The sequence below is a fragment of the uncultured Allobaculum sp. genome (assembly GCF_948576815.1).
Classification (GTDB): Bacteria; Bacillota_I; Bacilli_A; order Erysipelotrichales; family Erysipelotrichaceae; genus Allobaculum; species Allobaculum fili.
Window position 1 is genome coordinate 44,485 of sequence record NZ_CAPAEZ010000006.1, and the last position, 12,736, is coordinate 57,220.

The following is a 12,736-nucleotide window of genomic DNA, read 5'->3' on the forward strand; positions in this document are numbered from 1 at the left end:
CTTCACTGAGATGATTCTGCTTTTGCAGGATGGAGATCCTGTCGTATCAGGCTTTCCAGTAGACATCCAGCAGTTCGACACTCTCTTCGAGGCGATCTGCCAGAATATTGGTAAGAGAGCGGTAAGCGCGTAATGCTTCTTCATATTTTCCCTGCGCTTCTTTGACCTGGCCGAGAGTGGAAAACAGAAGAACGGTTAAAGGATATACATCAAACTGGCTCTCTTTTAACGCCTGCATAATCGGAAGCAGGGAGTCGTTTACTTCCTTCTCCGCTTCTTTGTACAGCCCAAGATGGATCAGATCCTGAAGGTATCCCTTTAGCGCAAGGTAAAGCTGCAGGGCATGCTCCTGGTCCCTCCTGTTCGCAAACTGTTCAGCACACCTGAAAAGGTATCGTTTAGCGTACGTTAAAGCGGTCCGATAATTTCGGCGGACTCCATCGCCAGAGAAATACATTTCCGACAATTTTTTGAACGCTTCAATATAGCCTTTTTCGGCAGCCTGTCCGATCAGCATTTCTGCCTTTTCACCGTTTCTTTTTTTATTGATTCCTTTGAGAAGTGCCAGCCCGAGATAATAAAGCTTTGAGGGATCGCTGCCATCGAATGAAGTATCGGACTGGAGAAGCCGGTTCAGTCGTTTGCGTAAAACGGGGTCACTCACCGAACGAATTTCCGGAAGATCCTTATAGAGACGGGCGAGCTTTTCTGAATCCGCTGATTCCATTTCGATTGGAATTATCGTTTTTTTCGCATCCAGAGCCAAAGGGTATTCCTGTTTACTGATATAGTTTTCTTCTTCCAGTGCCGGGGTTACCAGCAGTGTGAAAACTTCACTCTTTTCCAGATTCTCTTTGATCACCTGATTAAAATCTTCACCAGGGATCAGATAATCGTCATACCATAACGCGACATCCCATGACGTTTCCAGAGACTGAAGGTATCCCATGAGGTTCTGTGCGTACTGCCAGTCTTTTTTCCGGTAGCTTATAAAAAGATGAAGCCGGAAGGAAGACTGGATCTTTTCAATAACATCCAGACTGACAAACATCTTATCCAGATATTCCTCCATTTTCCCTTCCAGCGTCTTTCCCTTGAGCAGATTGGGTTCCAGCTCAATAAACTGAAGATCTCCAAACACTTCCGCATAGTCGTCAATAAGGCTCGAATCGCTTAATATGGGAAGTGCAGGAAGCTTATTTCGGTCAAGAAAAGGCAATAAATTGTCTTTCAGGAAGGACTGCTTCTGGAGCAGCGATGCGGTAACGGGTACGACAGCCAGAAATACGTTTTCAAGCTGTTCCATGTCAGTCTCAGTCATTTCCTCGATGTTTCCGTCGAGCATCAGAATCGAGCAGTAAACGCTTGAAAATACGCTTTGAACAATCCGCTGGTCGATCTGTTCGGATTCGGAAGAGATAAGAAGCACCTTGGGTCGTGTTTGAAAATTTCCGTTGTCTGGGGTTATGATTTTCAGTTTCATTTTCTTTCCTCCTTTTCTGGTTCGTCAGAAATAAGGACAGCCTGATTCGATACCTGTTGAAGCCATGTGTTTATCCATTCATATTTTCAGGATTGTTTTTTGCTTGAGATAAGGAAGATATCTCAAGGATTGCACCGATGACCGTCCTGGATGTTCACGCAAATGTAAGCGCTTTCCCCTGCATTTATGAGTATAGAAGAAAAAGGCAGTCGGAACAGGATGGATTATTTTCTTCAATAAACGTGTTATAAAAAAGTAACGTTCCTAATCGTTTGCTGCACAAAAAAACCGCATAGGGAATTTCATTTTCCCTGTGCGGTTCGCTTGTTTCATGGATTGGAAAGCTAGGCGTTTTCGCCGGCTGCTTCTGCCTTCTGGCCAAGCAGGCCGAGGATCGCCTGATAAATCTCGTCAAATCCGCTCTTTTCTACCGAAGAGATCGGATAGATGGATTTCATCGGAATCTGCAGATCGCGCGAGATGACTTTCAGAGCGGCCTGTCGTTTTGTCTTAGGGACCTTATCGATTTTGGTAGCCCCGATAATGATCCTGCGGCCGGTCTGCTTAAAGTAGTCGATCATGTCCAGATCGTCTGCGCTAGGCGCATGACGGGCATCGACCAGGCAGACAACGCCGGCGATCTGTTTGCGTTCTCCGAAGTAATCGTCCATCATCCTGCCCATCTGGCGCAGCTGGGCCTGTGAGAGCTTCGCATAGCCATAGCCTGGGACATCGACCAGCGCCCACTGTCCGTCAATATCAAAGAAGTTGATCAACTGAGTTTTGCCGGGGGTGGAACCGACGTACGCCAGCTTCTTGCGACCAGTAAGCGCGTTAATGAAACTGCTCTTGCCGACGTTAGAACGGCCGACAACGACGATTTCCGGCAGATCGCTGTCCGGCCAGTTGTCCTTGCCGGAAGCGGAGACGAGAAAGGAGCTGTTCAGCTGTTTCAAGCTGCGTCACCTGCCTGAACTGCAGGCTGTCCTGCAGCTGCAGCAGGAAGTGCTGCGGTTTCTGGATTCGTCTTGGCTTTTCGGGTACGCGTTTTCTTTTTCGCCTTGAGCGGTTTGGTGAGCGCGTTGGCGAGAACTTCATCTACGGTAGCTACCGGCGTGAAGGTTACGGCTTTACGCACTTCTTCCGGAATGTCTTCCAGATCCTTTTCATTCATTTTTGGAATGAGGATGCTGGTAATTCCGCTGCGGTAGGCGGCCAGGGATTTCTCTTTCAGTCCGCCGATCGGCAGAACGTGTCCGCGCAGGGTCACTTCACCGGTCATCGCCAGATTGGATTTCACCGGGATGCCGGTCATCAGCGAGGTCAGAGCAGTCGTCATCGTTACGCCAGCCGAAGGTCCGTCTTTTGGTACGGCGCCTTCCGGTACGTGCAGATGAATGTCGTTTTTGGCGAACAGTTCTCCGTCTATGCCGTAGCGATCGGCATTGGCACGCACGTAGTCGAGCGCGATGGACGCGGATTCCTTCATGACATCGCCAAGCTGTCCGGTCAGGATCAGGTTTCCCTTGCCTTCGAACTTATTGGCTTCAATCTGAAGGATGTCGCCGCCAAAGGACGTGTAGGCCAGTCCGGTAACGGTGCCGACCTGATCTTCCTCTTCGCGCTTGCCATAGTCGACTTTCTCATTGCCAAGCCATTCGTGGATGAGATCCTTGTCGATCACAACCTTGTCGAATTTCTTGCGCAGAATGCCGAGGACGGCTTTGCGGGCCAGAGAGCCGAGGGTACGTTCGAGCTGACGAACGCCGGCTTCTCTTGTGTAGTAGCGAATCAGATAGAGGATCATGGCATCGCTGATTTCGAACTGTTCCGGTTTCAGACCGTTTTCTTCGAGCTGTCTGGGCACGAGATGACGCTTGGCGATCTGGATTTTTTCCACATCGGTATAGGACGAAATCTCAATGATTTCCAGACGGTCTTTCAGAGCGGCCGGGATGTTTTCGAGGTAGTTTGCGGTAGCGATAAAGAGAACTTTGGACAGGTCGTACGGCTCTTCGATGTAGTGATCGGAGAACAGCGCGTTCTGTTCGGGGTCCAGTACTTCCAGCATGGCCGAAGACGGGTCGCCTTTGTAGTCGGAAGCCATCTTGTCGATTTCATCAATCAGGAAAACCGGGTTGATGACTTCGGCTTTTTTCATGCCTTCAATGACACGGCCAGGAAGCGCACCGATGTACGTACGGCGATGACCGCGGATTTCCGCTTCATCGCGCACGCCGCCAAGGGACATCTTGACGAAATGACGGCCCAGCGCGCGGGCAATCGATTTGGCCAGAGACGTCTTGCCGACTCCAGGAGGGCCTGCGAGGCAGAGGATCGGCGCTTTCAGAGACTGGGTGTTCTGCTTCACGGCGAGATACTCCAGAATACGTTCCTTGACTTTTTCCAGACCGTAATGGTCTTCTTCCAGGACCGCTTCGACCTGATCGAGGTCTTCGTTGTCCGTGGTCGTCTGCCACCAGGGCAGATTCATGAGCCAGTCAATGTACGTCTTGATGATGCCGGTCTCGCCGCTGGCTGCCGGCAGCGTTTCGTAGCGGTCGAGTTCTTCGAGAACTTTCTTGCGAATGTTTTCCGGATACGGATTGTCTTCCAGGCGCTTGCGGATTTCCTGGCCTTCCTTGCCGATGGACGGTCCGTCGGAAAGCTGTTCCTGCATCGCCGCGATTTTCTCGCGAAGGAAGAAGTCCTTCTGGTTCTGATCAATACGTTCCTTGACGGTTTCGTTGATCATTTTTTCTACTTCCGCCAGATACTTTTCCTGCTCAATGTCTTCTTTAAGCATGTACAGTCTGGCGTTAATGCTGGTTGTTTCGAGATACTTCTGTTTCCGTTCGATGGAAAGCGGGAAAATCTGGGCCGCCTTGTTGGTCAGATTTTCCGGCGTGATTCCTTTGGAAAGGTCGAGCAGGAGTTCTTTGGACATGAACTTTTCGCCTGTTTTCATCCCTTCCAGGGACTCTTTAATCATCCGCATCAGAACGGTTTCTTCCGTTTCATCTGCTCTTTCGGATTCGAGAACTTCGACTTCGCAAAGATCAGACAAGGCGCCTTCTTCAAAGCTTTCAAGCTTTACCCGTTCAATACCCTGAAATTTCACGCGGACGAAACGGTCGAAACGACGAGCATGACGGATCCAGCAGAGGGTACCCACTTTGTGGATATCGTCTTCGGTGGGAGCGTCAATATCATTCTTGATCTGTGAGAACATGCAGATCTGGCCGCTGTAGTTTCCCTGTGCGTTATCAATCGCGCGGATGCTGGATTCCCGGCCGACGTCAATGACGATTTCCTGACCAGGGAATACAACTACGCCGCGAGTGCAGATAATGGGATATGTCTTGGAATTCATTCAAGTATACCTCCTGTCTGTTACGGCCCATATATGGGCAAAAAAGACGCACAAGCGTCTTTTTTTTATCTTAAATAAATGCCTGTTATTCAGCTGCTGCTTCTTCGCCCTGTGCGGCTTCGAGAGCTTCAACTGCCTTGTCGTGCAGAAGAGAATGTTTTACTTCTTCACGGTTTACGTTTTTGAGGATGGCTTCCACCTTCGCGTTGTTGGCTTTTGCGAAGTCTTCGATTTCGGCATCAACTTCCTCATCGGTTACTTCCAGACCGGCTTCACGGGCGATCGCGTCAAGAACGAGCGTGTTCAGAACGCGCATTCTGGACTCTTCGTAGAACTGGCCGGCAAGAGCGGACGGTTCAATGCCTGCCTGCGAGAGGAAGTTCATGAAGTTGTCCATATTGCCGAACTGGCTGGCCAGACGGTTGATCTGGTAGTTGGTTTCATTGCGGATCATGGATTCCGGAATTTCTACATCGGCTTTTTCGCCAACGGCTTTGAGCAGTTCGCCGATGAATTTTTCTTCCGCTGCGTTTTCACGTGCTTCCTGCATGCGTGTGCGCAGAGTTTCTTTCATCGCGTCAACGGTTTCCGGCTTGTCCAGATCTTCCTGCGCTTTGGCGAATTCATCGTTCACCAACGGAAGCTTGTCGCGGAATACGTCGCCGACAGTCAGGTGGAGCGTCGTTACGTTTCCTTCTGCATCGGTGTTTTCTACGTCTTTTTCTTCACCGGTCTTCATGCCAAGCAGAGCGTCTTCAACGGTTTTGTCTGCGCCGGCACCGATAACGAGCTGTTTTTTCACTTCGGAGTCGCCGTCTTTAACGGTTACGGCAACATCGTCGCCTTCTTCAATGGCACCGTCTTCAACGAGTTCGCTTTCTGCGGCTTTTTTCTGACGGTCCTTAATGGCGTTTTCTACGTCTTCGTCGGTAACGGTCACTTCGTCCTTTTTAATGCCGAGGTTTTTCCACTGACCGAGTTTGGCTTCTGGAGCTACAGGTACGGTAAAGGTGAGCGCAACGCCTTCATCGTTCACTTCGAAACCGTCAAAGGAAATGCGGTCGATTGGTTCTACGTCGGCTTCTTCAATGATCGCATCGAGATGCTGACGGCTCATTTTCTCTGCTGCTGTTTCTTCGATGGCAGCTTCGCCATAGACTTTTTTGATCATGGCAGCTGGTACGCGTCCATTACGGAAGCCTTTGATCTGGGCACGGCCGGCCAGGTTTTTCAGAGCGGCTTTGCATTCTTTCTGCCACTCAGCCTGGTCAAATGTGGCGGTAACGGTAACGGTATTGTTATCGTTTTTTACGGAATTTGTCTTCATACTCAAAATTTTCCTCTCGTTTCTATACGCAGCGGGTACGGCTTGAGACCGTCGGGATAATACTTCTTTTCCATCGCTTCCAGACCGGCCTCGTCGTTCATCTCCCTGCAGACAAGCCGGATAATGGATCCGGCCAGACGCTTTGGATCATAGCCCTCAAAATCATTGGGGAGCATTTCCAGGATTTCCTGGTCCAGAAGCTGATAAGCAAATCGGGCGCCGAACGTTCGATTTCCTTCCAGCATCGTTTCCAGCCAGTCTCTGGTCTGCAAAATGATCGACGTTTTATCGGGGTCATTTAAAAGGGATGGGTTAAACCGATAACTGACGTTGTCTTTTTCCATTGTAAACAGAGAATCTGTTTTCTGTCGGATCAAAGCCAGAATCAGTTCGCCTTTAAATTCCTGCAGAAGCACTGGACTCGAAAGCAGCTGCTGACATGCGTCATGACAGGCATTCAGATCCATCGTACAAAGAAGCGAAACGGCTTTTTCCTGATCCGATTCGGATCCATGGATCAGCCTGAGAACGCTGGCCATTTCGTCCGGGTTCTGTTTATTGTTACTTGCGGGATCATTTACGGAATCCGCAAGACGGGGATTCAATTCCAATGTGCTGTCCTTTCGGTTCATACTGCCTCCGAGCCTGAAAATTATACAGAAGCGGTCGTGTTCATGACAACCATTCTTCCATTTCACAAGCCTCAATCATTGTAACAAATTTCAAAATAAAGCTGTATTTATCAGTCCTGACGCCGCTAAATCTTAGCGGGTGCATATGCGGGCAATCCGTTTTGAAAAGTACAGACGATGCAGAGGCTTCCTGAACACTCTAAACCCTTTCTTACGGCATTCCCTAAAGCTTCCGGTTCAGGACGCAGTCTCATTCTGGCAGGAAAGAACCGTATCCTTTTTAAAGGGGTGAATTTTTTAAAGGGGTGAATTTCTGATCGGGCGGATGAAGGCTCTGTATCGCGAACAGGCCTGCTCTGACTTTTTGAGGCCTTTCCGCTGGTCTGGTCATATTGCGCATTTCACTGAAATTTTTCATCAATCGGCATTTCTCACCTGAAAAGCCGTTTTTTTGTATCCGATTTCGTCAATTCAAAAGATTTCGTACAAACCGGACTGAAATTCTGACCCCTGAACAATACGCTTGGATTCAAAAATCGCTCCTTCTATAAAATTAAGGATGTAAGGGTTATCAGCAATTCTGGCACAAACCAGTGCAGGCAGAAAGGAGAGAAACTGCACGGGCCAGAAATGGATCGCTCCATCGTTTGATCGAATCTCCCCCGCTTCGATCGGACGGGCGGTCTGGAAGAAGCGTCTTTTTTTCGCCTCTTCCTGCGTGCAGCCAAACGTATGCCGCACAAACAAAAAATAAGGATTAAAGAGAAAATCTAAGAAAGGTTCAGCATGATTTACAGAAAAATGAACAGTCTGTTTGTGCTGACGCTCAGCACCTCGCTTGGTCTGTCCGTCCTGTAGGCTGCGCCGGACATGACCTGTGTCCTGGCCGCGGAAGAAACCGCCCCGAAGCCGGTGCTTTCCGTCAGCTTCGATCAGGAAAGCGCCAAGGACGAAGCGGCGGCGAAAACAACGGAACCGTTGTCGGCTCCCCGGAATACGGCAAGGGAAAACTTGGAAAAGCCATCCATCTCGTCAACTCGACCGAACGCACCGATGAAGCGAAACAGTATATCAACTTTGGTCAGCCGGATGATCTGAAATTTGGAACCGGCAGTTTTACCGTTCAGTTCTGGTACAAGGCGTCGGCCGATTCTCAGACCGAAGGTTGCATCGTCGGCAACAAGGAATGGGTTTCCGGATCGAATCCCGGCTTTACCATCGGCGATATGGTCAACGGCGTCACGCTCAACTTCCAGACACCGGGCGGTTCGCGTACGGATTCAAGCCGCATCACGACGCCGACCGACGGCACCTGGCACCACATTGCCGCCGTGATCGACCGCGGCCGTGCCAAAACGATGACGTACTACATCGACGGCAAGCAGGCGGAAGCGCCCAAATCGATTGCCGCCCACCATGGAACAATCGATTCGTCCGACTTTTTGATCGGTGCCTCGAACAAATCCGACGGCACGAAGTTCCTGGCGGTAGACGACGCGTGGATCGATGAATTCAGTGTCAGCCGCCGTGCGCTGAGCGCCGAGGAAATTGCCGCATCCGCCAATACGTATTTAATGGATCTGGAGCTGGAGCGCATCGACCGGCCGATCGATCTGATGACCGCGGGCGAACGCTACACCCCTGACGCTATCGAAACAATGAAAGCGTCCCTCGCTAAAGCGCGCGAAGACATGAAAGCTGAAGGTGCCGATCGGCAGGCCATTTATGACGCGCTGTTAAAGGAATATGACACGTTCATGGAAGGTACGCCGGCTAAGTTGAGCTTCCACGTCGTCTCCGACCTTCATACGTCCAGTGAAGCGTCTCTGAATACTTTCTCCGAAGCGCTCGCCGACATGAATACGATCAACCCCGAAGCCAAAGCGATCCTTCTGGCCGGGGATCTGACACAGAGCGGCACGCCAGAACAGATGACGAGTTTCTACGACCGGCTTGAGGCCGGTCTGAGCGAGAAAACCGAAGGCGTTCTGGTCGCCATGGGCAACCACGAAATGCGCGGACCGACGTCATCACAGTGGGAAGACAGTCCAGGCGGCGTAAACGCCCATTTCCCGATCATTTCCGCCAGCTATCTGGAAAACAACGCCAGATATATGGGCGAAAATGACGACAAGCTCTACTACGATCAATGGATCGACGGCTATCACTTCATTGTTCTCAACTCTGAAAACTCGCCGAAGGATATGGCGTGGCTCTCGCAGGAACAGCTCGACTGGCTCGATGAAAAACTGAGCGAAGACGAGTCGCTTTCCCGCCCCGCTTTCATCATGATCCATCAGGCACTCAACTATACCCACTCCGGTTCGATGAACTACAACGGATTCGGCGATCAGGATGAAGCCATGAAAACCATCCTGGCTAAACATCCCGAAACGATTCTCATCACCGGTCATATTCATAACCCGTTTGGCACAGCGGAAATCATGGACTCCGTCTGGGGAACCCTTGTCGATGTTCCTGTCTTTACCGGCAAAGGCCTGGGCTATGAAGTGTATGTTTACGATACGGAAGTCGTATTCCGTGCAAGAAACCACAATACGAAAGAATGGATGCCCGATTACGATGTCATCGTCGAACTCAACACACTGCCTTCTCTTTTGGCCCGCACCAAAGCACTGAACGAAAAAGACTACACCGCCGACTCCTGGAACAAAGCGTATCCAGCGCTTCAGGAGTACCAGAGTCAGGCTGAAGAAATTCAGGCCAGGACGTACGGAAACTTTGGCGCTGCTGCGCGTCAGGCCATCAACGTCCTCCAGAAAAAGTACCTTGCCGCGTTCGCAGAACTTGAAGAAGCCGTTCCCGCTGACCGAAGCAAGCTTCAGGCTTCCGTTGATACCGCTGCTGCCCTGCAGACCGCCGGCGGACTCGAAGGTCTTGAAGAAAACATCGTCGCCGAATTCAATGCAGCCTTAACCGAAGCCAATGTCCTGTTAAAAGATGAAAGCGCCACGCAGGAGCAGATCGATGCATCCAAAGTCCGTGTCGATCACGTCCTCGATCTGGCGGCGTTAAAAGACGATCTGAGCGCGCTCAACGCGCTGATCGCCAAAGCCGAAGCCATCGATTCCGACAAATATACCGAAGCCTCCGTTTCCGCACTTACCACAGCGGTGTCGCAGGCAAAAGCTCTTAAAGCGGATCTGAGCCGTCTGAATCAGGAAAACATCACTGCCGCTTCGACTTCCCTGCAGACCGCTATCGACGGTCTCAAAGTCAAAGTCGATCGAAGCGCTCTGCAGACGGCGGTAAATACGGCCGAAGCGAAACAGGAAGCCGGCGATCTTAACAGTCTGCCCCAAACGATTGTATCGGAATTTGAAGCCGCTTTAAGTAAAGTAAAAGCCCTGCTGGTAAACGAGAACGCCGCGCAGGAACAGGTCAATACATCCAAATCCCGTCTGGATTGCGCACTCGAACTCGTCGCTCTCAAAGGCGATCAGCTGCACTGGATACGCTGATCGAAACCGCAGAAGCTGTCGATTCCAAGCTGTATACAGAAGAGTCACTTACGAACCTGACGTCCGCCCTGAACGAAGCCAAAGCGCTCCAGACAAATCTTGAATCCCTCAGCCAATCCTCCATCGCAAACGCCTGCACCAATCTGCAGAACGCGATCGATGCCCTCGAACTTCTGCCTGTCCTGACGCTGAATCTGGATACCCTGCGCTTCCTTTCGCAAAAGGCGCACGGATACGCCAAGGCGCAGTTCCAGTCCGCCGGCTGGCAGACGATGGAAGACGTTCTGGAATCCGCGGATGAGATGATCGCGTCTGTCGATGAGGCATCCGCAGAAGCGATGACGCAGGAAGATATTGATGCGCAGGTCAAAGCCCTGCATGCATCGATTCTCCATCTGCGTCTTCTTCCCGACGCGAAACGTCTTTTCTGATTTCATAACGAAATACGAAAAGCCGGAATCCAAAACAGCTAAGTAAATCCAAATACGCAAATCCAGTTCCATAAAGAACAAAATTTCTTCTGCACATCACAAAGATATTCGGGCTGCGGTGTTCAGATCTCACACATTCGGGCAAAAAGGATCCTTCGAATTTTTTGAAAAAAATCCGGCCGATCCAGATTCCACATCCGCAAAATCGATCGTTCACACGCGATCGATCTGCAGATTTCACGAACGCTTTCCGGCCAGGAAGAATAAACTGTCGCTGAGCCCTGCACTTCCTGCCGCCTCGATGAAAATGGGGTCCACAAAGTTTCACCGATCGAAATCGTTCCATTTACCGCACATAAATTGTCGACAGGCCGAAGCCCGGGCGCATTTTGCCCGGATTACGGCCTGTTTTTGTGAAAAAGGCATCCGAATCGGATTCCTCTTTCTTCGCCTTTTCTGCTTTAGCTTTGTGTTTTCATCCGATTCGCTTGCTTTTCCATTCCGTATTGGAATACCTTTTGACCCTCGCCCTGAACAGTCTGGCCGGAACAGGCAAATCCCGCATGGTTCATGGTGAATTTGTTAAAATGGACACAGAAGGAAGATGAATATCATGGACTATAAAATTGAATATCCTAAGAAAAATGAGGCAGTAATTACCTTCACCATTCCGAAAGCGGAATACGAAGCCGATATCGAAGCTGCCAAAAAAGCCACCGGATCCGAAGATCCAGCGGTAGCCCAGGAATACGCTCTGGCTCAGGAAGGCGGAAAAGTCTTCACCGAAGCCGCAAAGGAACACACACTCAAGCTGGCTACCCAGCCTGCATTCCTTTCCGAAGCGGATGCCGACGGCAACGTTCAGGTTACCCTGACCTGCACCCTCGTTCCAGAAGTGACTCTCCCTGCCTATACCGGACTGAACTTTGAAAAACAGCCGATCACCGTATCGGAAGAAGAAGTTCTCCAGAACGTTATGGGCCGTATCAACCAGACGAACCTCTTCGAACCGCTCCCAGAAGACGCGGTTGCGGAAGACGGAAATCAGGTTGTCATCGACTTTGTCGGTGAAAAAGACGGCGCCGCCTTCGAAGGCGGAAGCGCAAACGATTATCCGCTGGTTCTTGGAAGCCACACCTTCATCCCTGGCTTCGAAGATCAGCTGATCGGCGTCAAAGCCGGCGACGAGCGCAGCGTAGAAGTTGTCTTCCCGTCCGACTACTTTGAAGCCTCTCTGGCTGGACAGCCGGTTATCTTCAAAGTCACCGTAAAATCCGTTCAGAAAGCCATCGTCCCGGAACTCAACGATGAATTCATCAAGAAGATGAACCTCGAAGGCTGCAGCACCGTTGATGAGCTGAAAGCCAAGATCCGTGAAGAACTGACCCAGATGAAAACCGAACAGGAAGAAAACCGTCTGGCCATGGCGATCCTCACCCGCGTAGCGGAAGGCGCGCAGATGGACATCCCGGCAGCCATGATTGACTCCCAGGTTTCCCAGCACATGGAACAGTACGAAAACCAGCTCAAACAGTACGGTATGAGCTTCGATGACTTCCTGAAAGCGTCCAAGCAGACTGCGGAAGAATTCCGTGCCCGTCTGGTACCGGAAGCTGAAAACGAACTGCGTTCCGCACTCGTTCTCGATGCCATCGCCAGTGCCGAACAGATCGGTGCCGACGAAAAGGATCTTGCCAAAGAGTACGAACTGCTCTCGACCGTTTACAACTTCCCGCCTGAACAGCTGAAAATGTTCATCCCGCAGGAAGCCGTAGCCGCGCAGATCACTCAGCGCAAAACGCTTGAATTCCTGAAAGCCAACAACACCAAAAAAGACTAGTTTCCTCGCCAGTAAAAAAATCAGCGACTTCTGCCCGCATCCAATCCCAGGATGCCGGGCAGAAGCCGCTTTTTCATGTTCATCATTTCATAAACGGGCAGGCCGTTTCGGACAGTAAGTGTCAAACAATCGACGGGTATACGCGAGACTGAATATTAGATACGCTAA

9 protein-coding genes are annotated in these 12,736 nt (G+C 50.7%); 4 read left to right on the plus strand and 5 right to left on the minus strand.

All coding sequences use genetic code 11. From position 1 onward, the window contains the following. Nucleotides 1-46: 46 nt before the first annotated feature. The 5 genes from Q2J39_RS01510 to Q2J39_RS01530 all read right to left on the minus strand — a co-directional run bounded on the left by Q2J39_RS01510 (nucleotide 47) and on the right by Q2J39_RS01530 (nucleotide 6,815). Entirely contained in the window at nucleotides 47-1,483 is a 1,437-nt protein-coding gene (locus Q2J39_RS01510; RefSeq protein ID WP_288338927.1) for a TIR domain-containing protein, read from the minus strand. A 344-nt stretch (nucleotides 1,484-1,827) separates the two neighbouring features. After that, nucleotides 1,828-2,430, minus strand: coding sequence for a ribosome biogenesis GTP-binding protein YihA/YsxC (gene yihA, locus Q2J39_RS01515; protein WP_288338952.1), 603 nt, complete (start codon nucleotides 2,428-2,430; stop codon nucleotides 1,828-1,830). Nucleotides 2,431-2,435: 5 nt separating this feature from the next. After that, nucleotides 2,436-4,856, minus strand: a complete 2,421-nt coding sequence (gene lon, locus Q2J39_RS01520) for an endopeptidase La (protein WP_288338926.1) — start codon at nucleotides 4,854-4,856, stop codon at nucleotides 2,436-2,438. A gap of 85 nt (nucleotides 4,857-4,941) precedes the next feature. Continuing rightward, on the minus strand, nucleotides 4,942-6,183 hold the full coding sequence (tig, locus tag Q2J39_RS01525) for a trigger factor (protein WP_288338925.1): 1,242 nt from the start codon (nucleotides 6,181-6,183) through the stop codon (nucleotides 4,942-4,944). 2 nt (nucleotides 6,184-6,185) lie between these two features. After that, nucleotides 6,186-6,815 carry a hypothetical protein gene (locus Q2J39_RS01530; protein ID WP_288338924.1) on the minus strand — a complete coding sequence of 210 codons (630 nt, stop codon included), beginning with the start codon at nucleotides 6,813-6,815 and terminating at the stop codon, nucleotides 6,186-6,188. Nucleotides 6,816-7,685: 870 nt separating this feature from the next. Here Q2J39_RS01530 and Q2J39_RS01535 point away from each other — a divergent pair. The 4 genes from Q2J39_RS01535 to tig (Q2J39_RS01550) all read left to right on the plus strand — a co-directional run bounded on the left by Q2J39_RS01535 (nucleotide 7,686) and on the right by tig (Q2J39_RS01550) (nucleotide 12,568). Continuing rightward, nucleotides 7,686-7,913: a hypothetical protein gene (locus tag Q2J39_RS01535; protein WP_288338923.1), complete on the plus strand. Its 228-nt coding sequence runs from the start codon at nucleotides 7,686-7,688 to the stop codon at nucleotides 7,911-7,913. Then, a complete protein-coding gene (locus tag Q2J39_RS01540; protein WP_288338951.1) occupies nucleotides 7,910-10,297 on the plus strand; it encodes a LamG-like jellyroll fold domain-containing protein in 2,388 nt (795 codons plus the stop codon). The genes Q2J39_RS01535 and Q2J39_RS01540 overlap by 4 nt, the downstream gene beginning before the upstream one ends. Then, the gene (locus Q2J39_RS01545) at nucleotides 10,243-10,728 is read left to right on the plus strand and encodes a hypothetical protein (RefSeq protein WP_288338922.1); all 486 of its coding nucleotides are present in this window, start codon (nucleotides 10,243-10,245) and stop codon (nucleotides 10,726-10,728) included. The genes Q2J39_RS01540 and Q2J39_RS01545 overlap by 55 nt, the downstream gene beginning before the upstream one ends. Before the next feature lie 613 nt (nucleotides 10,729-11,341). Next, nucleotides 11,342-12,568, plus strand: coding sequence for a trigger factor (gene tig / locus Q2J39_RS01550; protein WP_288338921.1), 1,227 nt, complete (start codon nucleotides 11,342-11,344; stop codon nucleotides 12,566-12,568). Nucleotides 12,569-12,736 lie beyond the last annotated feature (168 nt).

Coding starts and splice junctions, on each gene's coding strand:
- Q2J39_RS01510 (WP_288338927.1), bottom strand. CDS start 1,483: ATGAAACTGAAAATCATAACCCCAGACAACGGAAATTTTCAAACACGA.
- lon (WP_288338926.1), bottom strand. CDS start 4,856: ATGAATTCCAAGACATATCCCATTATCTGCACTCGCGGCGTAGTTGTA.
- tig (WP_288338925.1), bottom strand. CDS start 6,183: ATGAAGACAAATTCCGTAAAAAACGATAACAATACCGTTACCGTTACC.
- Q2J39_RS01530 (WP_288338924.1), bottom strand. CDS start 6,815: ATGAACCGAAAGGACAGCACATTGGAATTGAATCCCCGTCTTGCGGAT.
- Q2J39_RS01535 (WP_288338923.1), top strand. CDS start 7,686: ATGACCTGTGTCCTGGCCGCGGAAGAAACCGCCCCGAAGCCGGTGCTT.
- tig (WP_288338921.1), top strand. CDS start 11,342: ATGGACTATAAAATTGAATATCCTAAGAAAAATGAGGCAGTAATTACC.